Raw genomic sequence first — 25,273 nt, 5'->3', positions numbered from 1 at the left:
GCGGCACGCTCCCGAATCAGAATACCTTTGCGTAAGATGATGAGGTTCGTCGCCAAACGTGGCCGGCCTAGCCGCCATTCAGTGTCCCGGGTCTTCACGGCCGGGGTTTTCAGAGGAATTTTGCACCCATGGCCGACAGCTTGACCGGCAGCAACTATATTGAACTCGCCGCAGACATCGTGTCCGCTTACGTCAGCAACAATGCCGTTTCGGCAACCGATCTGCCGGGGCTGATCAACAGCGTGCATCTGGCCCTGCAGAACGTCTCGGTGGGCAAGGTCGAGGTTGCCGCAGAGCCGCTGAAGCCGGTCGTTCCGATCAAGAAGTCGATCACGCCGGACTACATCGTCTGCCTCGAGGACGGCAAGAAGTTCAAGTCGCTGAAGCGGCACCTGCGCACGCAGTACAACCTCTCGCCCGAGGATTACCGCGAGAAGTGGGGCCTGCCGTCCGACTATCCGATGGTGGCGCCGAACTACGCGGCCGCCCGCTCGCAGCTTGCCAAGCAGATGGGCCTCGGCCAGCAGCGCCGCCGCAAGGGCCGGTAAGCCCTTCGCAAGGCTGACATTTCAGGGGCGGCGTGCATCACCTGCGCGGCGCCCCTTCCCTTTTGGCGAGGCCGCGCAGCGCCCTGACCAGCGCGATGTGGCGGGCAACGTCATAGGTCCCACGGCGGGTCGCGGCATTGATCCGCTCGGACCGGATGGCGCGGGTGAGGGCCGCCCTCGGCGCACCACCATCTCTTTCGGTGAAGGCCCTTTGCGCCAGCCGCGCGCTCTCCTCGAGACGGCTGCGGTCCTCGAGATCCGCCGCCCGCCAGACGCGGATGGCACTCAGCCCGCTCCTGGGGCGGTTGGGATCGGCATTGGCCATCGGGCGCTCCGTGATCTGTGGCGAATGCCTGATTGTGCCTGTGCCAGCGCGTCCGGAGACAACTTTCACGTGTATTTTGCAAGATTGCAGTTGTGGTGTCGGGCTAACTCCTTTTGCCGCAAGGAACTTCCGGCTGACGTGGATTCTTTGCCTGTGAATGTGAAAAAAAACTTATCCCCGTTGATACCGGCCCCGGCGCGAAATATCGTCCTCATCAGCCCGAGGACCCGCCATGACCCCAACGCTGCCTTTGTCCCTTGCCCCAGACGTCCTGCCCGATGCCCGCCTGCGCGTGATCGTCGCGCTGGTCGCCTGGGCTGAATCGGTCGCCGTCGACGCGCTGTTCCAGCCGAGCCGTGGCGATCAGCCGGTTGCCGATGCGCGCCATCTCGCCATCTATCTCGCCCATGTGATGATCGGCATCGACATGACCCGGCTCGGCCGCACCTTCGGCCGGGATCGCGCTTCGGTGCGCCATGCGCTCCGGCGGATCGAGCAGCGGCGCGACGAGCCACTTTTTAATGCCCGGGTCTCCGCCATGGAGACCATTCTCGAGCCGCTCGCCTGTGTGACGCCGCGCATGGGAGACGCCGCATGAGCCGCAACCAGACGCCGGATCGTGGCGCCATTCTCCCCGTCGAGGACGACCGCTTCCGGCGTGCCCATCTCGCCGTCGCGACCATCGAGACGCCCGAGGGCACCATCGAGATCGACCTGAAGGAGAGCCCGCTGCGCTGGCTGGCGAGCCGCAAGGATGCGTCCGGCGTGCCGTTCCTCAGCCCCCATGAGGTGGAGGCCGGCGAGCGGTTCCGTCTGGACTTCACGCTCGCCGGCCTCTCGCCGAAGCTCGGTTCGTCCTGGCAGGCGCCGGTGTCGCGCGGCAGCGCCGGCGGCCACGGCCTCGACTATGCCGATGTGGTGATTGCCGCCAGGCAGCGGCTGCGCCACGCCGAGACCGCCGTCGGGCCGGATTTTGCGTCCCTGCTGCTCGATGTCTGCGGCTTCCTCAAGGGGATCGAGGAGGTGGAGAAGGCGCGCGGCTGGCCCGTGCGCACGGCCAAGGTGGTGCTCAAGCTGGCGCTGGCGGCGCTCGCCCGCTCCTATGGTCTAAGGGGCGAGGCGCAGGGCCCCGCCCGCTCGACCGGGATCCGGTCCTGGCGTTCGGCCAAGACCAGTGAGCTGAAGACCGGTTAGGCGGCAAGAGCCCCGAGGATGCGCACCCAGGAGCGGATGCCCTTGTGGAAGCTCTTCAGGTCGTACTTCTCGTTCGGCGAATGGACCCGGTCATCTTCCAGGCCGAAGCCGACCAGCAGCGAGTCCAGCCCGAGTTCGTCCTTGAAGGCGCCGACGATCGGGATCGAGCCGCCGGAGCCGATGGTCACCGCCTTGCGGTCCCATTCGGCGGTCAGCGCCGCGCGGGCCTTGGCGAGCACCGGCATGTCCCAGGGCAGAGCCAGGGCCGGGCTGCCGCGCGAGCCGAAGAACTCGACCGTGCAATCGGCGGGAAGCTGCGCGCGGACATGGGCGCGGAAGGCGTCGCGCACCTTGATCGGGTCCTGCTTGCCGACGAGGCGGAAGGTGAGCTTCGCCCAGGCCTCGGAGGCGATCACGGTCTTGCCGCCCTCACCCGTGTAGCCACCCCACATGCCGTTGATGTCGCAGGTCGGGCGCGAGGAGACCATCTCGATGAGCAGGCGGCCCTTCTCGCCGATCGGCTCGCTGAGGCCGATGGGGCCGAGGAAGTCCTTGGCCGTCAGGTTCAGGCCCTTCCAGTCCTCCAGGATGTCGGCGGGCAGGTCCTCGACGCCGTCATAGAAGCCGGGGATGGCGATGCGGCCGTCGGCACCGTGGAGGGACGCCACCACCTTGGAGAGCACATGGATCGGATTGGCGGCAGCACCGCCATAGATGCCGGAATGGAGGTCGCGGTTGGCGGCAACGACCTTGAACTCCTCCGACACGATGCCGCGAAGCGAGGTCGTGATGGCCGGCGTGTCCTTGTCCCACATGCCGGTATCGCAGACGAGCGCGACATCGGCGGCGAGGTCGGCCTTGTTGGCCTTGACGAAGTCGAACAGGTGGCGCGACCCGCACTCCTCCTCGCCCTCGACCAGCAGGGTGACACCCATGGGCAGCGAGCCGGTGACCGCCTTCCAGGCCCGGCAGGCCTCGACGAAGGTCATCACCTGGCCCTTGTCGTCACAGGCGCCGCGGGCAACGATCCGCTTCGAGCCATCGGGCGCGGTGGCGATGCGCGGCTCGAAGGGCGGCGTCTCCCAGAGATCGAGGGGGTCGACCGGCTGGACGTCGTAATGGCCGTAGAACAGGGCGCGCGGGGCGGTCGCGCCACCGCTCTTGGCGACCACGGCGGGATGGCCACCTGTCGGGCGCACGGCGGCATCGAAGCCGATGGTCCTGAGGTCGGCGGCGAGCAGTTCGGCGGCAGCCACGCAATGCTCGGCATAGGCGCTGTCGGTCGAGATCGACGGGATGCGCAGCAGGGCGAACAGCCGCTCGAGGCTCTGGTCGAGCGATGCGTCAACGGCTGAGAGAACCTGATCGACAGGTGATGAAGCGGTCATGGCATGCCCCGGCATGAGAAGGATGCGGCAGGCTACCAAGCCGCTCCCCTCTTGCCTACCGGCGGCAGTGCAGGCCTCGTTCGCGAAGACCGCGTTCGGGGCCGGCCTGGCCTAGCGCCGCGTCAGGTTGCCCAGCACGCCGCGCAGCAGGGCGCGCCCGACCTGGGTGCCGACCGACTTGGCGAGCGACCCCGCCATGTTGCGCACCACCACCTCGGTGGTGGTCATGCGGCCGCGGCCGCCACCCTTGCCCGGAGCCGAGCCACCGCCGCCCAGGATGCCGCCGAGCAGGCCGCCGAGCCCACCGAGGATGCCGCTATCGGCTTCCTGCGGCGCCTGCTGCTCGGCCGGCTGGTTGCGCTTCTGGAGGATCTCGTAGGCCGATTCCCGGTCCTCGACGGCGTCATACTTGCCCTTGAACGGGCTCTTGGCGATGAGCTGGCGGCGCTCCTGGTCGGTCACCGGGCCGATGCGGCCGGTCGGCGGGGCGATGAGGGTGCGCTGGACCATGGAGGGGACGCCGTTGCCCTCAAGCGTCGAGACCAGCGCTTCGCCCTTGCCGAGCTGGGTGATGACCTCCTCGGTGTTGAGCGCCGGGTTCTGGCGGAATGTCGTGGCGGCAGCCTTGACCGCCTTCTGGTCGCGCGGCGTGAAGGCGCGCAGCGCGTGCTGGACGCGGTTGCCGAGCTGGGCCAGCACCGTCTCCGGCACGTCGAGCGGGTTCTGGGTGACGAAGTAGATGCCGACCCCCTTGGATCGGATGAGGCGCACGACCTGCTCGATCTTCTCGAGCAGCGCCTTGGGCGCATCGTTGAACAGGAGGTGGGCCTCGTCGAAGAAGAAGACCAGCTTCGGCTTGTCGATATCGCCGACCTCGGGCAGTTCCTGGAAGAGTTCCGACATCAGCCAGAGCAGGAAGGTCGCATAGAGCTGCGGGCTGCCCATCAGCTTGTCGGCGGCGAGCAGGTTGATGTTGCCGCGGCCGTCGTTCGACAGCTTCATCATGTCCTTGAGCATCAGCGCCGGCTCGCCGAAGAAGGACGAGCCGCCCTGGTTCTCAAGGGTGAGCAACTGGCGCTGGATGGCGCCGACCGAACTCGCCGAGACGTTGCCATAGGCGGCGCGCAGCTCGTTCTGCAGCTCCTTGTTGGAGCCGAGCTCGGCCAGCAGGGCGCGCAGGTCCTTGAGGTCGAGCAGCAGCAGCTGCTTCTCGTCAGCATAGCGGAACAGGATGTTGATCACGCCTTCCTGGGTCTCGTTGAGATCCATCAGGCGCGACAGCAGCAGCGGCCCCATCTCGGAGACGGTGGCGCGGATCGGGTGGCCCTGCTCGCCGAACAGGTCCCAGAAGACCACCGGGTACTGGTCAGGCGCCCACTTCAGATCGACCTGCTTGGCGCGTTCGGTGAGGAACGGCTTCTCCTCGCCCATGGCGGCGACGCCCGACAGATCGCCCTTGATGTCGGAGGCAAAGACCGGCACGCCGGCATTGGAGAAGCCTTCGGCCAGCACCTGCAGGGTCACGGTCTTGCCGGTGCCGGTGGCCCCCGTGATCAGGCCGTGACGGTTGCCGAAGTGAAGCGCCAGCTGCTCCGGCTTGGTGCTCTTGCCGATGAAGATCGAATCGCCGTCGGCCATGGTCACATCCCTGCTTGTCTGGTGCCGCTAGGTGAAGGTTCTAGCAATGGACGCAGGCGCCGCAAAGGGCGATTGCCGCCTTCGGCAAGAAGGACGGCAATGAAGCCCCGGCTGACCGGCGGATCAGCCGCGGGCCCAGAGTTGCTCGACGAAGGTACCGGCCTTCTTCTCGATGGCTGCGGCGGCATCCAGCACCACATCCTCGCGATAGCGCGAGCCGATGATCTGGACACCGATCGGCTTGTCGTCGAGCAGGCCGACCGGCACGACGGCGGCTGGCAGGCCCAGAACGTTGATCGCCGACATGAAGCGAACATCGTTCCAGAACAGCTCGCGCGTGCGTTCCGGGCTTTCGATATCGGCATTGTAGGAGGGCGTCGGCTGGACCGAGATCGGCGTCAGGATCACCGGGTAATCCTCGAGGAACATGAGCCAGTTGCGCAGCACCCGCGAGCGCTGGGCGATGGCCTTCATGTAGCCTTCCTGGTCGAGAATGGTCGCGGCCAGCTTGATGCCCTCGAGCGCGGTCATGAAGTCGGCGCTGCCATACTGGCGCATGGCGGCCTCCTGCAGCACCGCCATCTCGGTTGAGATGAGGTCGCACCAGAGTTTCCAGGTGCCGTTGATGTCGGGCAGCTCGACCTCCTGCACGTCATAGCCGGAATCGGCCAGGTGATCGGCGGCCTTGCGGACCAGCGAGATCACCTTCTTGTCGGTCTTCATGTCGGCGGGGATCTTGGCGAAGGCCACCTTGATCGGGCCCTTCAGCTTCGGCCCGACCAGCGGAGCCGGCACCCACCAGGGATCGCGCGGATCGCGCTGGCTCATCACCTCAAGGCCGAGGCGGACATCGGCGACGGAACGGGCGAGCGGCCCTTGCGACGACATGAACTGCGCCATCAGCGGGCGCTCGTCGCCCTTCATCTGGGTCGGGTTGAAGGCGGGGATGCGCCCCTGGGTCGGTTTGATGGTAGCGATGCCATTGCAGAAGGCCGGCCAGCGCAGCGAGCCGCCGATATCGTTGCCGTGGGCAATGGCGCCAATGCCGGCGGCGACCGAGGAGCCCGCCCCGCCCGACGAGCCGCCGCAGGTGATTGCGGGGTCCCAGGGGTTGCGGGTCAATCCATGCAGCGGGTTCTCGGTGAAGGCGCGCATCGAGAACTCGGGCGTGTTGGTCAGCCCGATGATGATGGCGCCCGCCTTGCGCAGATTGGATGTCACGGCGGAGTCGTCGGGGGCGATGTTGTCCTTGAAGGCCGGCACGCCGTTGGAATTGGCCTGGCCCTTGACGTCGAGATTGATCTTGATGGTGACGGGCACCCCGTGGAGCGCGCCGAGTTCGCCGCCCTTGGCCTGGTGCTTGTCGGCGTCCTTGGCAGCCTTGAGTGCTTCGGCGCCGAGATCGACGACCACGGCGTTGAGTGCCGGATTGGCCGCCTTCATCCGAGCGAGATGGGCCTTGGTCACCTCTTCCGCCGAGACCTTGCCCTTGCGGATCGCCTTGGCCGTGTCAACGGCCGACCATTGCCAGATGGGTGTCTTCGCCATGTCCTGATGTCCCCGCACGTTCGAAGGCTGGAGCCTAGCGGAGCGTTCGGCGGCGCGTCGAGACCGCCTGCTGCATGGGTGTCGGCTGAGAACGCGAGGCCCGGCTCAGATGCCCATGGCCCGCGCGATCTCCTCGACCGCCACCATGGGGGCGAGACGGCCGCTCGCCACATCGGCCTCGATCGCCGGAAGCCTCGCCTTCAGATCGGGATCGCGGCGCAGCCGGTCGGTCACCCGCTCCTGCAGCAGCGTCCACATCCACTTGACCCCTTGCGCCCGGCGCTTGGCGGCGAAGTCGCCCGACGCCTCGGTCTTCGCCCGGAACATGCCGATCTGGGCCCAGAGTTCGTCCAAGCCAAGATTGGTGAGGCCGGAGATCATCAAGACCGGGGGCGACCAGACCAGCGACTTCGGCGCCATGATGTGGAGGGCAGCGCGATACTCGGCGGCGGCGGCCCTGGCGCGGGTCGCGCCGTCGCCATCGGCCTTGTTGACCGCGATGATGTCGGCAAGTTCCAGGATGCCCTTCTTGATGCCCTGCAGCTCGTCGCCGGCGCCGGGCAGCATCAGCACGACGAAGAGATCGGTCATGTCGGCCACCGCCGTCTCCGACTGGCCGACGCCGACGGTCTCGACCAGGATCACGTCGAAGCCTGCGGCCTCGCAGAGCAGCATGGTCTCGCGGGTCTTCGCCGCGACGCCACCGAGGGTTCCCGACGACGGCGACGGCCTGACATAGGCATTGGGATCGACGGAGAGCTGCGCCATGCGGGTCTTGTCGCCGAGGATCGATCCGCCAGTGCGCGACGAGGAGGGGTCGACCGCCAGCACGGCAACCTTGTGGCCTGCCGCAGTCAGGTTCGAACCGAAGGTGTCGATGGTGGTCGACTTGCCGGCGCCCGGCACGCCGGTAATGCCGATGCGGATCGCCCGCCCCGTCTCGGGCAGCAGCCGCTGGACAAGGTCGCGGGCCAGCGCCTGATGCTCGGCCCTGGTCGATTCCACCAGCGTGATGGCGCGCGCCAGACCGGCGCGGTTGCCGCTTCGGATGGCTTGGGCCAAGGCTTCGGGATCAGGCGGAGCACGCATGAGCAAGCGTGGTAGCAAGGCCACGGATTCGACGCGAGGGGTTTCGTGCCGGGCTTCGGCCTCATTCCCGCCACGCCCGCTCGCTAACCGCTGACCATGGATTGCTGCAGCGCACAGCAGTCTGTTCCGTTCACCTTTCGGTAACCCCCGGAGGCCATGTCTGGCCGCCGCACCTGACCCTTTCGAGGCCCATGCTCCAGCTGTCGCCCCCGACCGCCGCTCGTCCGTCGCTCCGTCGTCTTGGCATGCTCGGCCTTGCCGCACTGGGGCTCAGCGGCTGCTTCGGGCCGAGCATCAGCCTGCCGGGTGCCTTCTCTTCGCTGACCGCCGCGCCCGCCCAGCCGACGGCCGTGCCGGTCTTCGTGGCATCCACGCGCCCTGCCTTCCGGGGCGACCGGCTGGGTGGACCTTCGGCGGAGCGTGCGCGCTTCTACCGGCAGGTCGTGTCCCTGCCGCCGGGCCGCACGGCCGGCACCATTCCGCGTCCGCAGATCACGCCGGAGAGCACGACCCGCCATGTGATGCTGGCCGATCGCTCGGCCTTGACCCCCGACGCGTTCCGCTCCGAACTCGCCGAAGCCATCGGCGGCAAGCCCGCCGACCAGCGCGATGTGCTGGTCTATGTCCATGGCTTCAACACCGACTACGACGAAGCGGCGTTCCGGCTGGTGCAGGTGGCCACCGATGCCGGCTTCCGCGGCACGCAGGTCCTGTTCACCTGGCCGAGCTATCGCCGGGTGCTGGCCTATGGCGGCGACCGCGAGGTCGCGACCGCCTCTCGCGATGCGCTGGAGAAGCTCCTGAGCGATCTCGGGCGCACGCCGGGGGTGGGACGCATCCATGTGCTCGCCCATTCCATGGGGGCCTTCCTCACCATGGAAGGTCTCCGGCAGGCGGCCATTGCCGGACGCGGCGAACTCGATGGCCATCTCGGCGAGGTGATCCTTGCGGCGCCGGATCTCGACGTCGAGGTGTTCCGCCAGCAGGTGGCGCGCATTCAACGGCCCTCGAGGATCTCGCTGTTCGTGCAGGCGGATGACCGGGCGCTCGCGGCCTCCAGCACGGTTGCCTTCGACCGTCAGCGCCTCGGCGCACTCGATGTGCGCAACCCGCAGCACCGGGAGGTGATCTCAGGACTCGGCGTGCGGGTGTTCACGATGAGTTCGAGCGGCTTCACCGACCTGTTGCGGCACGGGACCTTTGCCGAGACGCCCGAGATCGTTCGCCTGATCGGCGGCAAGATCAACGTGGCGCCGGTGGTCGAGGACTCGCTGCCTCAGGTCTCGGCCGAGGCTCCGCCACTCTCGCCCGAACTGAGCCCGCCACAGGCGCAGACGCCGATGGCAGGTCAGCCGGAAAGCGCGCGGGCTGTGACCACGGAGCCTTTGCCGCAGCCCTCGGCGACCGACTGACGGTTACGCTCTCGTCGACCGCAGGAAGGGCCTAGCCGCCCGCAAGGCCGGTTCGCAGGCCGGCGCGATCCTGACGAGAGCAGCTTCGCCGCTCTCCTGGCCGAGCCACAGGCTGAATGCGGTCGAGACGGCCCAGACCGGATCCGAGGTGACACGCTCAACGGTCGCTGGCGCGGCCTGGCGGGTGCAGATGGCAACCTGCTCGACGATGGCCGCAGGGGCCTGGGCCCGTGTGAGCTGGCCGGTGATTGCCTGTTCGATCGGCTGCAACAGGAAGAACGAGACAAGAGACATCAGGACATTGGTCATGGCGGGAGGCTCCGGGGTCCAGGACGTTCGGCGTGGAGACGCGGATCAATCGGTGCAAAGGGTCTCGACGAGGGCCTGACGATGGAAGGCGGCGATGGTCTGGCGCAGATCGCCTTCGAGCATCACCATCCCCGCAGCGGCAAAGTCCTGCATCAGAACCGCGACAATGTCGGCGTCACCGGGAAGGTCGTAATCCGCCCGGTGCATGCCGGCGGCATAACGGGTGAGTTCCGCGCCTGTCATGCCAAGGCGACGGCCGGCCCATAATCCGGTCAGGACGTTGCGACGGGCGATGACGTGATCGCGCGTATCGGAGTCGAGACACCAGTCCATATGCGGCTCGGACGCCCTGGCGACGGCCAACGAGCCAGCGATCGGCGAAGGTTCGGCTTCACGATATGGCTGTCGGGTCGGGGTGGTCGCCATGGCAATCCACGTGGGGAACGGCGCAGTCCCCGCCGGCCGGCTGCTCGCCGTCGAGACGGCGTCCAAGGTTGTTGCACGATGGTCGGCAGCAGATACATGCTGGTTGGTCGCAGCGTGGCCACGCATCATAGCCCTCTCCAAGCCGGCGAACGATGTCGATGAACGGTCCGACATCGCGAGAGCGCCGGCTGAGCGCTCGCCAGAGGGGCCCGGACCACGGGACCGGCTGGAGATGGGGGCTCGACGAAGCCGGACAAGGGCACGCGACAAGCTGGCGCAGGGTACCCGGCTGAGGCGATGCGGCGCCGGGGAGCAGGTCACAAAGCGGGCCCGATCGCCCCATGTCAGCAGGGCGATCGGGACTGAAGCTCCGTCAGGCGGCTACCGGCTGACCAGGCCGCTTTCGCCACAGCCAGACCGCCAGCGGCCAGACCAGCAGGCTGATCGTGATGGCCGCGAGCACCGCCGAAACGGGCCGCTGGAAGAACGGCAGCATCGACCCGTCCGACTTGATGAGCGACGTGATGAAATGCTGCTCGACCATCGAGCCCATGACGATGCCGAGCACCAAGGCCGCGACCGGGAAGCCGTTCTTCTCCATCATGTAGCCGATGACGCCGAAGGCGCCGACGGTGAAGACGAGGAACAGGTTGTTGCCGGTGGCAAAGGAGCCGACCGCACAGAGCAGAACGATCACCGGCATGATTGCGTAGCGCTTGGCGCGCAGCACGAAGGTTGCCAACCGGATCATGATGATTCCGAGCGGGATCATGATGATATTGCCGAGCATGAAGATGATGTAGAGCGCATACATGCTCGACGCCTTCTCGGTGAAGAGCGTCGGGCCGGGATTGAGACCCTTCATGTAGAGCACGCCAATGGCGATGGCGGTGATCGTGTCGCCGGGAATGCCGAACAGGAGCGAGGGCACCCAGCCGGAGGCGAGCGAGGCATTGTTGGAGGCGCCCGCCTCGATCAGACCCTCGGGATGGCCGGTGCCGAACTTCTCGGGCGTCTTCGAGAAGCGCTTGGCCATGGCATAGGAGACCCAGGCCGCCATGTCGGCGCCGGCGCCCGGAAGCACGCCGATGATGATGCCGACGATGTTCCCGCGGGCCTGCTGCTTCGGGTATTCCTTGGTGAGTTTCCACTGGCCGGCCAGGATCGAGCCGAACTTGCGGCGCGGCAGCGGCGGCGGCTCTGGCACTGCCATGGCGCGCATGACCTCGGCGACGGCGAAGCAGCCGACGAGCGCCGGAATGACCTCGATGCCGCCGAGAAGGTCGGTGAAGCCGAAGGTGAAGCGCGGCGTGCCGGCCGGGTTCTCGATGCCGATGCAGGAGACCAGAAGACCGAGCAGCATGGCGGCCAGCGCCTTCACGGGCGAGGAGCGCGCAACGACGGTTGCGCACATCAGGCCGAGGACAGCCAGCCAGAAGTACTCGTAGGTCGAGAAGGACAGCGCGAACTCGGCGAGCAGCGGCGCCATCAGGATCAGCGAGAGCGTGCCGAACACGCCGCCGAGCGCCGAGAACCACAGGCAGATGCCGAGCGCCATCTCCGCCTGGCCCTTGCGGGTCATGGCATAGGCCTCGTCGGTATAGGCAGCGGAAGCCGGGGTTCCGGGAATGCGCAGCAGGCAGCCCGGGATGTCACCGGAGAAGATCGCCATCGCCGAGGCGGTGATGATGGTCGCGATCGCCGCGATCGGCGACAGGTAGAAGGTCACCGGCACGAGCAGGGCGGTCGCCATGGTGGCTGACAGGCCGGGCAGCGAGCCGACGACGAGGCCGTAGATCGCCGACAGGAGGATGGCGATCAGCACGTCGGGTGCCATGACCATCCAGATGGCTTCGATGAAGGTGCTCATTGTGCTGCCCTCACCACGGCATCGGCAGGAAGCCCGCGGGCAATGGCACCCGCAACAGCTTGCCGAACACGAGATGGACTGCCGGGGGCGCGAAGATGCCAAGCACAATCGCGGTGCGCAGGTTGCCGCCCAGCGCGAAGCAGGTCGCAATGACCATCACAGCCGCCGTCGGGACGAAGCCGAGCCAGTCGACGGTCATCGCGTAGAAGAAGAGCAGGAGCGGCGGCACCATGGTCTTGAGCGCCGGGTAGGCAATGGGGGCATTCTCCGGCGGTGGGGCCGTCGCGCCATCCTCACTCGTGACGATCGCCTCTTCCTCTTCGAAGGACCGGCCGATGCCGAGGGCGATCGCAACGCCACAGACCACAAGCCCCAGACCGATGACCATCGGGAAGACATTGGGGCCGACCTGCTGGCCGGGAACGGGCGGCAGAAGCGAACCGCCATAGGCGGCGCCGGCTCCGAGGACGGCCAGAACGCCGCCCGTGATGCGATCGGATATGTGCATGTGATCCCACGCGGCGACTGTCGCCGCCGGTCCTGTCTGTCGTGTCGGGGCTGGAGAGGCCGGGCGAGCGGCTTGGCTGCTCGCCCGGAGATGTCCGATCAGGACTGGCGGGCGAGGCCGGCCGCCTTCATGGCAACGCCCATGGCGGCGTCGCCGTCAGCCATGAACTTGGCGAAGCCGGCGCCATCGGCCCACTTCATGCCAAAGCCGCGGGCGTTCATGAAGTCGATGAACTCCTTGGACTCGCTCACCTTCTTGAGGCTGGCGGTGAGCTTCTCGGCGATCGGGGCCGGCAGATTCTTCGGTGCGCCGATGCCGCGCCAGGCGCCGACCGAATAGTTGATGCCGAGGCCCTCATTGAGCGTCGGCACATTGGCGAATTGCGGGTTGCGCGCCGGTGCCATGATGGCGAGCGAGCGGGCACGACCGGCATCGAGCATGGCCTTGGCCTCGGGCACCGAGCAGGTGACGATGTCGATGCCACCGGCAGCGAGATCCTGCATGGCCGGAGCCGCACCGTTCGACGGCACCCACGGAACGGCATTGGCGGGCAGGCCCATCGCGCCGAGCCAGCCGACCAGCGCCAGATGCCAGATACCGCCCTGGCCGGTGCCGGAGGCCTTCAGCTTGCCGGGGTTCGCCTTGATGAAGTCGGCGAGCTGCTTGATGTTCTGATAGGGGCTCGACGCATTGACCTGAACGCCGGGCGGATCCTCGTTCATCAAAGCAAGGGGCGTGTAGCTGGTCGGCGCCAGTTCGGTCAGGCCCTGCCAGTGCATCATGGTGATTTCCACCGTGATCATGCCGATCGTGTAGCCATCCGGCGCACCGGTGGCGATGGCCGAATGGCCGACAACGCCCGAGCCGCCCGTGCGGTTGACGACATTGACCGGCTGGCCGAATTCCTTCTCGAGCATCGCGCCGACGATGCGGGCGGTGGCGTCGGTGCCGCCGCCGGCACCCCAGGGCACGACCAGCGTGATCGGGCGCGAGGGATAGGCTGCCTGTGCGATGGCCGGCGCAGAGAGTGCCGAGGCGGCGCCGGCCCCTGCGGCCGTGATGATGAGCGAGCGGCGTGTCAGTTTCGTCATGGCGAATCTCCCGTGATCCATGAGCCGGTTGAGCCGGCCTTATCTGTGATCACAGAAAGCTGCACCGGATTTGGATCGATGACAATCCGGGAAATTCGCGAGGGCAGCCGTCACGCTGTCGATTTCAACGCCTTCCTGACGGAAATAGCGGAGATGCACGCGAAAGCTGCGGCGAGTCTATTCCGCAGCCTGCACGTAGCCAAGCTTGGTGTTGAGCTTGTTAATCAGATCGATGGCGGCATCCGCGATCGGTGTGCCGGGCGGGAAGATGGCGGCGGCACCCGCCTCGTAGAGCGCGTCGAAGTCCTGGGGCGGGATGACGCCGCCGACCACGATCATGATGTCCTCGCGGCCCTGCTTGGCCAGCTCCGCCTTGAGCTCCGGTACCAGAGTAAGGTGACCGGCCGCGAGCGAGGAGACCCCGACGCAGTGGACGTCATTCTCGATCGCCTGCTTGGCGGCCTCCGACGGGGTCGCGAAGAGCGGCCCGATATCCACGTCGAAGCCGAGATCCGCAAAGGCGGACGCGATGACCTTCTGTCCGCGATCATGGCCGTCCTGGCCGACCTTGGCGACGAGTATGCGCGGGCGGCGGCCCTCGTTCTCGGCAAAGGCCTCGACCAGCGCCTGGACCTTCGAGACATTCTCGTTCATGGCGCCAACCTCGCGCTTGTAGACGCCTGAAATCGCCTTGATCTCGGCCTTGTGGCGGCCGAACACCTTTTCCATCGCATCCGACATCTCGCCGACGGTGGCCTTGGCGCGGGCAGCCTTGACCGCGAGATCGAGCAGGTTGCCATTGCCGGCCGCGCCATTGGTCAAGGCATCCAGAGCCGCCTGGACCTCGGCGGCATTGCGCTCGGCACGCAGGCGGTTGAGCTTGTCGATCTGGCTCGCGCGGACGGCCGAATTGTCGACTTTCAGCACGTCGATCGGCTTTTCGCCGTTGGGGCGGAACTTGTTGACGCCGATCACCGACTGGATGCCGGAATCGATGCGCGCCTGGGTCTTGGCCGCGGCTTCCTCGATGCGGAGCTTCGGAATGCCGGCATCGATGGCCTTGGCCATGCCACCAAGGGCCTCGACCTCCTGGATATGGTCCCAGGCCTTGGCCGCGAGATCGGCGGTGAGCTTCTCGACATAGAACGAGCCGCCCCAGGGATCGATGATCCGGGTCGTGCCGCTCTCCTGCTGCAGGAAGAGCTGGGTGTTGCGGGCGATGCGGGCGGAGAAGTCGGTCGGCAGGGCCAGCGCCTCGTCGAGGGCATTGGTGTGCAGGGACTGGGTATGGCCCTGCGTTGCCGCCATGGCCTCTATCTGGGTGCGGATGACGTTGTTGAACACGTCCTGCGCGGTCAGCGACCAGCCGGAGGTCTGGCTATGGGTGCGCAACGGCAGGCTCTTGTCGCTGGTCGGCTCGAACTGCTTGACGAGCTTGGCCCAGATGAGGCGGGCGGCTCGCAGCTTGGCGACCTCCATGAAGAAATTCATGCCGATCGCCCAGAAGAACGACAGGCGCGGGGCGAACTGATCGACCGTCATGCCGGCGGCGATGCCGGCGCGGATATATTCGACGCCATCGGCCAGCGTATAGGCGAGTTCCAGGTCCTGCGTCGCACCGGCTTCCTGCATGTGGTAGCCGGAAATCGAGATGGAATTGTATTTCGGCATTTCCTTCGCCGTGAAGGCGAAAATGTCCGAGATGATCCGCATCGAGGGCTTGGGCGGATAGATATAGGTGTTGCGGACCATGAACTCCTTCAGAATGTCGTTCTGAATGGTGCCCGAGAGCTTGGCCGCCGGCACGCCCTGTTCCTCGGCCGCCGCAATATAGAGCGCGAGCACCGGCAGGACCGCGCCATTCATGGTCATGGATACGCTCATCTGGTCCAGCGGAATGCCCGAAAACAGCGTGCGCATGTCGTAGATCGAGTCGATCGCCACACCCGCCATGCCGACATCGCCGGAGACGCGGGGATGGTCCGAGTCATAGCCGCGATGGGTCGCGAGATCGAAGGCCACCGACAGGCCCTTCTGGCCGGCGGCGAGATTGCGCCGGTAGAAGGCGTTGGAATCCTCGGCCGTGGAGAAGCCGGCATATTGCCGGATGGTCCAGGGCTGGTTGACGTACATGGTGGGATAGGGGCCGCGCAGGAACGGCTTGATGCCCGGGTAGGTGTCGAGGAAATCGATGCCGGCAAGATCGCCCGCGCCATAGACCGGGCTCACCGGGATCTCCTCCGGCGTCAGCCAGGTGGCGCCACCGGACGCTGTGGCCGCGGCCTCGGCGAAGGCGAGATCGGCGAAATTCGGAACCCGTGCCATCAGCCCACTCCCCCCACGTTACACAGTCGGACACGGTGTCGCCAAGCGGAGCAAACCGCGCCTTTCATCGGAGATCGGGCTCCGGAATGCCCTCTCACTGGACCAGAGGATATCATGGGCATGATTTCCCCCTCACTCAACGACTGCCGCGGCCTTGCCGAGACAGTCCACCACATCACACCCCGCATAAATGAAGCCTGAAACGCCTGCGGCTTCATAGGCTTCGGCCTGCTCGCCGGGCTTGCCGGCGAGCCAGACCTGCGTCGCGCCCGCGGCCTTCAGCGCCTCGGCGACGGGCATAGCCTCCGCTGCATAGAGGGCGTCCGACGAGCAGATGCAGGCGATGCGGGCGGAGCTTTCCCGGAACAGGAGCGAGAGCTCGTTCTGGCTCGCGAAAGGTTCCGGGATCGGCGCGTCGAAGCCGCCCGCCTCGAACAGGTTGCGCGCGAAGGTCGCCCGCGCGGTGAAATCGGCGACCTGGCCGAGCACCGCGAGAAAGACCTTCGGCCGCGAGCCGGCCTTGGCGGTGGCGGCATCGAGCCGGTCGCGCAAAACCTCGAAAGGTTCAGCCAGACGACCGGGAACCAGAGGATCGACGAAGATGGTGTCGGTTTTCGGGCGCATCAGCGCGGCGCGGGGTGCCCCGCCGGCATAGGCTGCCACCTGGGCCTGGAAGCGCTCGCCCTTTGCAGCCGGAGGCAGATCGATCGACGCGGCCGAGGTGACCTGCGGCCGCCGGGAGACCGGCAGCACGTCCGGCCTGGCTTCATGCACATTGGGGAATTCGCTGGCCCCCGTCAGCGGCTCGCGGCGGGTGGCGATGCGGGTCAAGCGCTCGGCGCGCGCCTTGGCGACAGCGGCCTGCACCGTGCCGGCCGAGAGCGCCTGAACAAGCCCCCCTGCCCGCTCGTACTCCTGGAACAGCGCCCAGGCCCGTTCGCAGAGTTCGGAGGTCAGGGTCTCGATGCCGCCCGAGCCCGCCGCCGGATCGGCGACGCGGTGCAGGTTCGATTCCTCGATCAGGATCAGCTGGGTGTTGCGGGCAACGCGCCTGGCAAAGGCATCGGGCAGGCCGATCGCTGCCGTCCAGGGCTGAACCGTCACATGGTCGGCGCCGCCAATGCCGGCGGCGAAACAGGCGAGCGTTGTGCGCAGCCAGTTGACGGCGGGGTCGACGCGGGTGGTCATCCGCCAGGCCGTCTCGGCATGGACGTCGAGCCGCGAGGGCTCGAGGCCGCAGGCCTGCTCGACGCGCGCCCAGAGCTTGCGGATCGCCCGGATCTTGGCGATCGACAGGAACTGGTCGGCATCGGTCGCCAGCATGACGCTGATCGCGCGGGCGGCGCGTGCCAGCGGCAGGCCGGCCCTCTCCATCACCCTGAGATAGGTGACGGCCGAGCCGAGCACGAAGGCCAGTTCCTGCGCTTCGGTTCCGCCGGCATCGTGGATCACGCGACCATCGGCCATGAAGGTCGTGCCGGCAAAGCCATGGGCTTCCAGGCCGAGTGCGGCATCGGCGAGCTTGGCGGCCGCGCCATCCCAGCTTTCCAGCGTGCCACGCCGGCCGAAGGCGCCGATCGGATCGATGCCGAAGGCGATTTGCAGGCTCTTCGGATCGAGCCCGTCGCGCTTCACCTTGGCGGCAAACATCGCAGCCACATGGGTTGCGGCGGTGCCGGCATCGATGCGGACCGGAATGAGGTCGAGCATGACGCCGTCGAGCACGCGGTCGAGATCGGCGAGATGATCGAGGTCGAGCCCGTCGCCGCGCCTATCACCGATGCCGCCGCGCCTGACGAGGGCGAGGCCCGAGGCGCCATTGGTCAGATCGTCGAGCGCCTGGGCATTGGCGTCGCCCGCATCGGGCTGGTCGACCCGCTGCACGATGGTCCATGGCAGGCTGGCGGCACGGCCTGCCAGCGCATGGGCAGAGGGGGCGCGCGGATAGAGCGGCTGGATGGCGATCCCGTCGGCGGTACGGCCGACCAGGGTGCGGTCGAACGGCTTGCCCTTCAGCACCGCGTCGACGGCCGCGCGCCATTGCGCCTCGGTAGCCGCGGGAAACTCGGCGGCAAGCGACAGGGCCATCGGCATCGGGCTCCAGACAGAAGAGTGATCAAGGAATGAGTGTTTCTGGTTGCCACGAATGATGCGCTGCGAAAAGGCGTCCTTTGGGCGTAGCACCATCGGGAGGAGTGAATTCATCCTTTTCCGCCGCCGCAACATCAGAAACAGAGGTTCCCCTTCCCCGTCATCGGCGGGCAGGCCGAGGCCCCTATTGCCTCGCGTCAGATCCAAAAGAGGACTTGCCCCCGATGTTCTGCCGCACCCTTGCCGCCACCGCCCTGATCCTCCCGCTCGCCAGCCTTGGCGCTGCCGCACAGACCGCGCCGCCTGCCATCCCGTCGATCGGCCAGGAGATCGACCGCGCGCTGTCGCAGGTGCCGGGCGGCATGCGTCCGCAAGGCCGCGGCGGCGAAACCCAGGGCCAGGAGATCGACCGGCTACTGGCCCGGCCTGGGGCCGCCTCGCCGTCTGCCATGCGGCAGGTGGCGCTTGCCTTCACCAACAAGACCACGCTCAACGCGCTGGTCGTGCAGTTCGCCCCGACCAACAGCCCCGACTGGGGGCGCAACCGGCTGGTCAACGAGAAGCTCAACCCGAACGCCACGATGACCTGGCGTGTTGGCGGCGAGAGCTGCCGCTATGACGTGCGCATCACGTTCGACGACGGCAACGAGCTGACCCGTCTCGACCATGATTTCTGCGCCCAGCAGACAATCGAGCTGACGACAATCGACGCCCAGCCGGCGCAGCCCGAGCGGCGCGACACGATCGCGCTCTTCCGGGTGGTGAACCGCTCCGGCTCAACGGTCTACGAACTCAGCGTGACGCCGAGCGGCGCGCGCAGGCCCAATTCCGACCTTCTGGGGCAATGGGTCATGTCGGAAGGCGATCATTATACCGGCCGCGTCGCCCGCTCGGCCAACTGCCTCTACGACGTCAAGGCCGCCTTCTCGGTGGACGGGCGCCAATCGGCGACGCTCTCCCGGCAGAACCTGTGCGAGAACGCCGAGATCGTGCTGCCGGCGCGCAACCGGCCTCGGAGCTGAGGTCATCGGCAGGCCCTTCCCTAGAGACGTCAGAGGCAGGGGCGGGGCTCACAGGCACTGATGGCCCCACCAATGTCATATGTTTGATACATCTCTTCCCTTGATCGTTATCCCAATACCAATTGCCGCTAATTGAGGCGTCAAATCGGCGTTATCACATCTTCAACATCCTCAATATTAACTCGATATTCAGGCTCTTAATCTGGACTTTGGCCCAACCAAAGGGACGTTGGGCCATGAAACTTTCAGACCTTTCGATCGGCAAACGCCTGTCGATTCTCATTGTCGTCACGGGCATCAGCGTCATCGCATCGGCCAGCGTCGGACTGCTGATCCTGCGCGATCAGATGATCGAGGATCGCAAGCAACAGCTTGCCAACATGATCGACAGCGTCGTGTCGGCGGCGCGCACGCAAATGAATGCGGCGGGCGGGGCCGAGAGCGAAGCCGGCCGCAAGGCCTTGCTCAGCGTGATCAATGCGGTGCGGTTCGGCCCGCCCAGCGAAGTCAATTATGTGTTCGGCACCTATCTCGACGGCGTGACCTTCGCGCATGTCAATCCGACCAAGATCGGTCTCAACCGGCTGACCAGTGATGGCCCGGCATCGGCCGCGGTGATTTCCGAGCAGATCCGCATCGCGAGCACCAGCACCGGCCGCGGTTACCAGTTCTACGCCACCGAGAAGGTCGCAAACGGGCCGCGGATTCCCAAGATCGCGATCATCCAGGTGCTGCCGGAGATCAAGGGCTTCATCGGCATCGGCGTCTATGTCGATGACGTCAACGCGATCTTCTGGTCGCGCGCCCTGCTGATGGGCGGCATCCTCGGCGTGCTGGTTCTCATATCCGCTGTCATATCCCTGATGATCCGTCGCTCGATCACCCAGCCCTTGCAGGCGCTGACCGTCGACATGGGCAAGCTTGCCCAGGGCGACACGACGATCATGATCGGCGGCACCGAGGCCAAGACGGAAATCGGCGCCTTTGCACGTGCCCTGGAGGTGTTCCGGTCCAATGCCATCGAGCGGGCGGAAGCGCTGCAGCGCGAACAGATCGCGGATGAGCGCCGCACGGCACGCGCCCGGCGGCTGGAGGAGTTGACGGCGGGCTTCGACGGCGCAATCGCCGACGTGCTGGCCCGGGTCGAACAGTCGGTCGCCCAGTTCCAGAACACCTCGGCCCTGCTGTCGAGGACCGCCGAGGACACCAACAACCGGGTGGCGGCGGTCGCGGCGGCCTCGGAGCAATCCTCGGCCAATGTGCAGACGGCTGCGGCGGCCACCGAGGAGCTTTCGGCCAGCGTTGCCGAGATCGGCAGCCAGATCAACAATTCCTCGGCGATCGCCAACCGGGCGGTCGAAGAGGCGCGCGCCACCAACGAGCAGGTGGCTTCGCTCGCCCAGGCGACGGCCCGCATCGGCGAGGTGGTCAACCTGATCACGACGATTGCCAGCCAGACCAATCTGCTGGCGCTCAATGCCACCATCGAATCCGCGCGCGCCGGCGAGGCCGGCAAGGGGTTTGCTGTCGTGGCCGCCGAGGTGAAGAACCTGGCCACCCAGACCGGACAGGCAACGGAAGAGATTTCGGGCCAGATCAACACGATCCAGCGCGAGACGCAGAGCGCCGTCGAGGCGATCCAGCGGATTGTCGCCACGATCGGCTCGATCAGCGAGATTTCCTCGACCATCGCCTCAGGCGTTCAGGAGCAAAGCGCCGCCACGTCGGAAATCGCGGTCAATGCGACGGAAGCGGCCCATGGCACCAGCGAGGTGACGCATAACATCCTGGTGGTGGCCGAAGCCGCCAAGCGCACCGAGGATGCGGCCCGCGATCTCTCGGGTGTGGCCAGCGGGCTGAAATCGGAAGCCGACGGCCTGCGCGAGACGGTGCAGAGCTTCCTCGCCCAGGTGAAGGCGGCCTGAGACCGCCTCAATCCGCCGTGCGCATCGACCAGGCCGCATGGCGGACGCCGCCTTGCGCTTCCATGGCGGCGATGACCGCGTCGAGCTCGCCGGGCTCGGCGCTTGAGCCGGCGAGCGTCGCGATCAGGTCGACGAGGTCGTCGGCTGTATCTTCGGTCACAATCTCACGGACAGCGTAGTTGCGGGCATCCAGCGCCTCGGTGAGCGCCGATCGCACCTGCGCCACCTCGCTGGTGGAGACGCCGACGCGCAGTTCATAGGTCGCCTCCGTCGTGCCCTCGTCGAGCGGCTGGCGATTGATCAGATTGACCAGCGGGCGCAGCGACGTGTTCGCCGCCAGAACGAAGCCGGCGATCAGCACGGATTCGGCGATCAGATCGGCGCCGGCCGTGCCGCCGGCCGCGGCCGAGCCCCAGAGCGTTGCCGCCGTGTTGAGGCCTCGGATGTTCAGCCCCTCCTTCATGATGACGCCGGCCCCGAGAAACCCGACGCCGGAGACCACATAGGCCAACACCTGGACCGCAGCCGGATTGCCGTTCAGCCGCATGCCGATATCGACGAAGGCAGCGGCCCCCACCGCCACCAGGGCATTGGTGCGCAGGCCCGCTGTGCGCTGGCGATATTGCCGCTCGGCGCCGATCGCCGTGCCGAGCACGAAGGCCGTCGACAGGCTGACGACCGTGTTGAGAAACTGGACCGGATCGAACCCGGCGAAGGCGGCAAGGGCCATGACACGTCTCCTGCTGTCTGGCGGCACGCTGACTAGGCCCTCGAACCCTGCCTCCGCAACAGCCGTGTGACGTCTGGCCAGCTGGCGTCACATTGCCGGGGACCTCGATCGGTTTCATCCATCCGGCGGTTGTAGGCGGACCGCATCGGGTCTAGCGTCGGCTTTGGTGGCTTGCCGATTGCGTCGTCCAATCGGCTGGCGCATCCAGCAGGCGCATTGCGGGGCAAGGCCATGTCCTCAAAAGATCCGACCGCCTTCGACGTCGATACGGTGCCCGGAGCCGTGGAACGGGCCCATGGTGCTGCTGGCCTGAACATCCGCGACATCGCCTCGCAGTTCCATCTGACCTACCGGGCCCTGCGCTTCTACGAGAGCAAGGGCCTGCTGACGCCGCGGCACAGGGACGGGCGCAGGGTCTACAGCGAGGAAGACCGCGAACGGCTGGAGCTGCTGGTCTGGGGCAAACGCCTCGGCTTCACGCTGGCCGAGATCGGCGAGATGATCGAGAACCGGGCCAAGGGCACGAGCGAGCCGCAGCAAAATCTTCTGCAACCCGACGACATGATTGCACGCATGAAGGAGCTGACAGCGCGCCGCGACGAGATCATCGCGGCGATCGCAGAACTGCGGCGCCATCTCGCCGAACTCGACTGATCGGGCCTGAAACAGACAATTTTACCTGGTTTGAGGCACCGCAAGGTCTCAATCTCCCGCCAGACCTATCTTGAGGACATTGAAACGAACTCGCGCCACAAGGTTGCGCTCCGCCATGATGCATTCCTCGTCAGACGCATTCGACCTCGATGACCTGCTCGTCGATGTCCAGGCCGCCCACAACCTACACGGGTTTCCGATCCGGGTGATTGCCGAACAGATGGGTCTCACCTACCGGGCGCTGCGCTACTACGAATCGATCGGGCTGATTGCACCGCGGCACGAGAAGGGCCAGCGGGTCTTCAGTGCGCTCGACCGCGAGAAGCTGGAACTGATCATCTGGGGCAAGCGTGTCGGCTTTTCGCTGGCCGAGATCCAGGCGCTGATCACCGATATGCGCGACACATCGGGATCCATCGCGTCCGTTCAGCGGTTGCGCAAGCTCGCCATCGACCAGCAGGTCGAGCGGCTGAATGCCAAACGCGACGAGATCGTCGGAGCGATCGAGGAACTGAAGCAGGTCCTCTCGACGATGCGCTGAAGGTCTGCCGAGACATCGGCCGCACGCCGGCCGGCTGTATGATGTCGCTGGGGGTTGACCCAAGGTTTCACGGATCAAGCATGGCTGCCGCACAGTCTTATTCCGTGGCGCGGAATGCTTTCTGATTTGTTTCCACCATTGGAAAAACAGGGAAATCCACCGCTATTGGGCCTGACGACTCGTAACGTTGTGTTGCCGGCAAGTCATAGGTGCCGGCACCTCGCTCTCGTATGGTTTGGATAGAGAATTCGTCCACACCTTGGAGTGCAACCCATGCGCCGCATCCTGCTTGCCGCTACGTCCGCCCTCGCCATGTCGGCCGGGATTGCCCAGGCCGCCGACCTCGGTGTGCCGCGTCAGCCGATCGCAGCCGCCATCATCGCTCCCGCGTTCAACTGGACCGGCTTCTATGTCGGCGCCAATCTCGGCATCGGCATTGCCAACACCAATTACAGCGTCCTCACGGGTGGCCTCCTGTCGGGCAGCGGCACCGGCCTGGTTGCCGGGCTGCAGGTCGGCTACAACCATCAGATCAACAATATCGTCCTCGGCGTCGAAGGCGATGCCGGCTATTTCGGCGTCACGCGCCGTGCGGATCTCGGCGGCGGCAACTTCATCCAGTGGCGCACCCAGTGGGATGCCTCGCTGCGGGCCCGTGCCGGTGTCGCCATCGACCGCACCTTGCTCTACGTCACCGGCGGTCTCGCCGCGGCCGATATCAGCGTCCGCGGTGCGGCCGGCCTGCCGGTCGCCTTCTTCCCGTTCTCTGCCAGCCAGACCCGCCTCGGCTTCACCCTTGGCGCCGGCATCGAGCATGCCGTCACGCAGAACGTCACGATCCGTGGCGAGTATCTCTATTCGAACTACGGCACCAAGATCCTGAACGTGGACAATGTCCGCCTCGAGACCCACAAATTCCGGATCGGCGTGAACTACCTGTTCTCGACCGGCCCGTCGGCGGTCGTCGCCCGCTACTGAGCGAGACGCCTGCCCACCTTCGAAAGGCCCGGCCCAGCGCCGGGCCTTTTTCGTTGGGCTGGATCGTCGGTCAGCGCTTCGCCAAGGCCGGACAGGTCGCGAGAAAGCGCGTCAGCACGGCCTTGGCCTCGGCCAGCGGGAAGGTCATGCGGAAATTCGGCTGATCGGAGCCCACACGCAGCTCCCCCTCGGGCGCGTCGCGCAGAAACTCGGCCAGATCGCGCAACAAGCCGGCATCGACATCCTCGATGAGCAGGCGCTCGCCGGCGAGATCGGCGCGGGCGGCCTCCGCCGCATTGGCGGTGACGGCGCCGGAAAAGCGGACGTCGAGCCGCAGCGCCATCAGGTCGTCGCCAGCCGTGAATGTCAGCGACAGTGGCAAGGGTCCGGCCTGCGCACCCGTCACCGCCACCTGGCCGGTCAGTTTGACCGCAGGCTGGGCCCCGCAGGAAAAGCCGAGATAGGAACTGGTCGTGCCGGTGCCGGGAGCGGGCTCCACCGTGACGAAGGCGGTCGCCTGGCCGGCGATCTCGCTGGCGCGCCAGGCAGGCGCCGCCTGCTGGGCTGACACAGACGAAACCGCCGCGGCCAGAGCCACGGCGGCAAGGGCGCCACGCGCCATGAATGTGCGCATCAGACGAACTGCGACAGGCCCGGCGTGCCCGCGACGATCTGGCCGACCACGTCGTCGCCCGCCTGCTCGCGGCCAGCGGTCAGGAGCTCGCGGCCGACAGTCGAGATCTGGCCCATGTCGAGACCGGCGCCCATCAGCTTGGCGCCAAGGCCCATGATGCCGCCGCCCATCATGCCGCCCATCATGCCCATGAGGCCGCCGCCGCCGCCATCGGCCTCGGCCTGGGCGATCAGTTCGGACGTGCCGGGAAGCGCCGCCAGCATGGTGTTGACCTGCTCGGTCGGGCCTTCCTTCTGCAGGAAGCCCAGGATCATGCCGATCGCCTTGGATGCCACGGCCGGGTCGAGGCCGGCGGCGGTGGCAACGCGGTTGATGAGGTCCTCGATCATGTCAGTCTCCAGATGGGTTGGGCAGGCCTTGGGGCGGCCACCACGAGTCGCGGCCAATATGGCGACCCGCCGCATTGCCGGCAAGCGCGGCGGGCGGTTCCGCGCTGGCTTTGTTTGTGATCTGATTCGCCCCAACGACATCAGGGAGGACCGACCATGGCCCATGACCGCTCGACCATCGAAGCCGTGATCCAGCACTATTTCGACGGGCTCTACGAGGGCGATGCCGACAAGCTCGGCGCCATCTTCCATCCGAGCGCGGATCTGCGCTGGCAGGAGAAGGGCGAATTGCAGGTTCTGACCGCGCCAGACTGGCTGGACCGGGTGCGCAAGCGCCCCTCGGCCAAGTCGGAGGGCAAGGCGCGGGAGGACTTCACCGTGCTGATCGACCGCTCGGACGCCACCACCGCGCTGGTGAAGGTGCGCTGCCAGCTGCCGCCGCGCTATTTCACCGATTATCTCGTGCTGATGAAGCTGACGGATGGCTGGACCATCGTGTCGAAGTCGTACCGCTACGATGTGAAGGAGTGAGAGACCGGCAGGGTCTCGCAGGCGGAACGGCGACGATTCATCTCTCCCCGCCTGCGGGGAGGGGTCGACCGGAGTGAAAAGACGGGCGGGTGAGGGGCTCCTGCCCT

At 66.6% G+C, this 25,273-nt stretch carries 25 protein-coding genes; 10 read left to right on the top strand and 15 right to left on the bottom strand.

Features of this window, described 5'->3' with window-relative positions:
• The first annotated feature begins 128 nt into the window (after positions 1–128).
• Positions 129–548 carry a MucR family transcriptional regulator gene (locus E8L99_RS12800; RefSeq protein WP_210421761.1) on the top strand — a complete coding sequence of 140 codons (420 nt, stop codon included), beginning with the start codon at positions 129–131 and terminating at the stop codon, positions 546–548.
• A gap of 37 nt (positions 549–585) precedes the next feature.
• On the opposite strand, the gene E8L99_RS12795 is transcribed toward E8L99_RS12800, so the two are convergent.
• Positions 586–873, bottom strand: a complete 288-nt coding sequence (locus tag E8L99_RS12795; protein ID WP_137099903.1) for a hypothetical protein — start codon at positions 871–873, stop codon at positions 586–588.
• Between the two features lie 232 nt (positions 874–1,105).
• On the opposite strand from E8L99_RS12795, the gene E8L99_RS12790 reads away from it, so the two are divergent.
• On the top strand, positions 1,106–1,471 hold the full coding sequence (locus tag E8L99_RS12790; protein WP_137099902.1) for a helix-turn-helix domain-containing protein: 366 nt from the start codon (positions 1,106–1,108) through the stop codon (positions 1,469–1,471).
• Positions 1,468–2,067: a DUF6456 domain-containing protein gene (locus tag E8L99_RS12785; protein ID WP_252511100.1), complete on the top strand. Its 600-nt coding sequence runs from the start codon at positions 1,468–1,470 to the stop codon at positions 2,065–2,067. The genes E8L99_RS12790 and E8L99_RS12785 overlap by 4 nt, the downstream gene beginning before the upstream one ends.
• Here the strand turns inward: E8L99_RS12785 and E8L99_RS12780 are convergent.
• The 4 genes from E8L99_RS12780 to meaB form a co-directional block, all read right to left on the bottom strand.
• Positions 2,064–3,455 (bottom strand): M20/M25/M40 family metallo-hydrolase, encoded by a 1,392-nt coding sequence (locus E8L99_RS12780; protein ID WP_137099901.1) that lies wholly within the window; start codon positions 3,453–3,455, stop codon positions 2,064–2,066. The genes E8L99_RS12785 and E8L99_RS12780 overlap by 4 nt on opposite strands.
• 111 nt (positions 3,456–3,566) lie before the next feature.
• Complete coding sequence (locus tag E8L99_RS12775; protein WP_137099900.1) at positions 3,567–5,093, bottom strand: helicase HerA-like domain-containing protein; 1,527 nt, start codon at positions 5,091–5,093, stop codon at positions 3,567–3,569.
• A gap of 123 nt (positions 5,094–5,216) precedes the next feature.
• Positions 5,217–6,641 carry an amidase family protein gene (locus E8L99_RS12770; RefSeq protein ID WP_137099899.1) on the bottom strand — a complete coding sequence of 475 codons (1,425 nt, stop codon included), beginning with the start codon at positions 6,639–6,641 and terminating at the stop codon, positions 5,217–5,219.
• Positions 6,642–6,746: 105 nt separating this feature from the next.
• Positions 6,747–7,730, bottom strand: coding sequence for a methylmalonyl Co-A mutase-associated GTPase MeaB (gene meaB / locus E8L99_RS12765; protein WP_137099898.1), 984 nt, complete (start codon positions 7,728–7,730; stop codon positions 6,747–6,749).
• A gap of 191 nt (positions 7,731–7,921) precedes the next feature.
• Between meaB and E8L99_RS12760 the strand changes: the two genes are divergently transcribed.
• Positions 7,922–9,142, top strand: coding sequence for an alpha/beta hydrolase (locus E8L99_RS12760; RefSeq protein ID WP_137099897.1), 1,221 nt, complete (start codon positions 7,922–7,924; stop codon positions 9,140–9,142).
• A gap of 3 nt (positions 9,143–9,145) precedes the next feature.
• On the opposite strand, the gene E8L99_RS12755 is transcribed toward E8L99_RS12760, so the two are convergent.
• The 7 genes from E8L99_RS12755 to E8L99_RS12725 all read right to left on the bottom strand — a co-directional run bounded on the left by E8L99_RS12755 (position 9,146) and on the right by E8L99_RS12725 (position 17,759).
• Positions 9,146–9,451, bottom strand: coding sequence for a hypothetical protein (locus E8L99_RS12755; RefSeq protein WP_137099896.1), 306 nt, complete (start codon positions 9,449–9,451; stop codon positions 9,146–9,148).
• A gap of 45 nt (positions 9,452–9,496) precedes the next feature.
• Entirely contained in the window at positions 9,497–10,051 is a 555-nt protein-coding gene (locus E8L99_RS12750) for an ATPase inhibitor subunit zeta (protein ID WP_137099895.1), read from the bottom strand.
• Between the two features lie 199 nt (positions 10,052–10,250).
• A complete protein-coding gene (locus E8L99_RS12745; protein ID WP_391527492.1) occupies positions 10,251–11,720 on the bottom strand; it encodes a tripartite tricarboxylate transporter permease in 1,470 nt (489 codons plus the stop codon).
• A 37-nt stretch (positions 11,721–11,757) separates the two neighbouring features.
• The gene (locus E8L99_RS12740) at positions 11,758–12,255 is read right to left on the bottom strand and encodes a tripartite tricarboxylate transporter TctB family protein (protein ID WP_137099893.1); all 498 of its coding nucleotides are present in this window, start codon (positions 12,253–12,255) and stop codon (positions 11,758–11,760) included.
• A 98-nt stretch (positions 12,256–12,353) separates the two neighbouring features.
• Positions 12,354–13,346: a tripartite tricarboxylate transporter substrate binding protein gene (locus E8L99_RS12735; RefSeq protein WP_137099892.1), complete on the bottom strand. Its 993-nt coding sequence runs from the start codon at positions 13,344–13,346 to the stop codon at positions 12,354–12,356.
• Positions 13,347–13,523: 177 nt separating this feature from the next.
• Entirely contained in the window at positions 13,524–15,671 is a 2,148-nt protein-coding gene (scpA, locus tag E8L99_RS12730) for a methylmalonyl-CoA mutase (protein WP_137099891.1), read from the bottom strand.
• A gap of 132 nt (positions 15,672–15,803) precedes the next feature.
• Positions 15,804–17,759, bottom strand: a complete 1,956-nt coding sequence (locus E8L99_RS12725; protein ID WP_252511099.1) for a methylmalonyl-CoA mutase family protein — start codon at positions 17,757–17,759, stop codon at positions 15,804–15,806.
• 227 nt (positions 17,760–17,986) lie between these two features.
• Between E8L99_RS12725 and E8L99_RS12720 the strand changes: the two genes are divergently transcribed.
• Both E8L99_RS12720 and E8L99_RS12715 read left to right on the top strand, forming a co-directional pair.
• Positions 17,987–18,784 (top strand): hypothetical protein, encoded by a 798-nt coding sequence (locus tag E8L99_RS12720; RefSeq protein WP_137099889.1) that lies wholly within the window; start codon positions 17,987–17,989, stop codon positions 18,782–18,784.
• 122 nt (positions 18,785–18,906) lie between these two features.
• A complete protein-coding gene (locus E8L99_RS12715; RefSeq protein ID WP_137099888.1) occupies positions 18,907–20,709 on the top strand; it encodes a methyl-accepting chemotaxis protein in 1,803 nt (600 codons plus the stop codon).
• 7 nt (positions 20,710–20,716) lie between these two features.
• On the opposite strand, the gene E8L99_RS12710 is transcribed toward E8L99_RS12715, so the two are convergent.
• Positions 20,717–21,439: an MgtC/SapB family protein gene (locus E8L99_RS12710; protein ID WP_137099887.1), complete on the bottom strand. Its 723-nt coding sequence runs from the start codon at positions 21,437–21,439 to the stop codon at positions 20,717–20,719.
• Positions 21,440–21,670: 231 nt separating this feature from the next.
• Here E8L99_RS12710 and E8L99_RS12705 point away from each other — a divergent pair, with 231 nt between their 5' ends.
• From E8L99_RS12705 to E8L99_RS12695, 3 genes are all read left to right on the top strand, one after another.
• Positions 21,671–22,093 (top strand): MerR family transcriptional regulator, encoded by a 423-nt coding sequence (locus tag E8L99_RS12705; RefSeq protein WP_137099886.1) that lies wholly within the window; start codon positions 21,671–21,673, stop codon positions 22,091–22,093.
• A gap of 115 nt (positions 22,094–22,208) precedes the next feature.
• Entirely contained in the window at positions 22,209–22,634 is a 426-nt protein-coding gene (locus E8L99_RS12700; protein WP_137099885.1) for a MerR family transcriptional regulator, read from the top strand.
• Positions 22,635–22,907: 273 nt separating this feature from the next.
• On the top strand, positions 22,908–23,612 hold the full coding sequence (locus tag E8L99_RS12695; protein WP_137099884.1) for an outer membrane protein: 705 nt from the start codon (positions 22,908–22,910) through the stop codon (positions 23,610–23,612).
• Between the two features lie 70 nt (positions 23,613–23,682).
• On the opposite strand, the gene E8L99_RS12690 is transcribed toward E8L99_RS12695, so the two are convergent.
• Positions 23,683–24,246 carry a hypothetical protein gene (locus E8L99_RS12690; RefSeq protein ID WP_137099883.1) on the bottom strand — a complete coding sequence of 188 codons (564 nt, stop codon included), beginning with the start codon at positions 24,244–24,246 and terminating at the stop codon, positions 23,683–23,685.
• Positions 24,246–24,632: a DUF2267 domain-containing protein gene (locus tag E8L99_RS12685; protein ID WP_137102098.1), complete on the bottom strand. Its 387-nt coding sequence runs from the start codon at positions 24,630–24,632 to the stop codon at positions 24,246–24,248. The genes E8L99_RS12690 and E8L99_RS12685 overlap by 1 nt, the downstream gene beginning before the upstream one ends.
• 159 nt (positions 24,633–24,791) lie before the next feature.
• Between E8L99_RS12685 and E8L99_RS12680 the strand changes: the two genes are divergently transcribed.
• On the top strand, positions 24,792–25,166 hold the full coding sequence (locus E8L99_RS12680; protein ID WP_137099882.1) for a nuclear transport factor 2 family protein: 375 nt from the start codon (positions 24,792–24,794) through the stop codon (positions 25,164–25,166).
• The last annotated feature ends 107 nt before the right edge of the window (positions 25,167–25,273 follow it).

Source organism: Phreatobacter aquaticus, from assembly GCF_005160265.1.
Taxonomy (GTDB): Bacteria; Pseudomonadota; Alphaproteobacteria; order Rhizobiales; family Phreatobacteraceae; genus Phreatobacter; species Phreatobacter aquaticus.
This window is presented reverse-complemented; position numbering and strand designations above follow the sequence as displayed.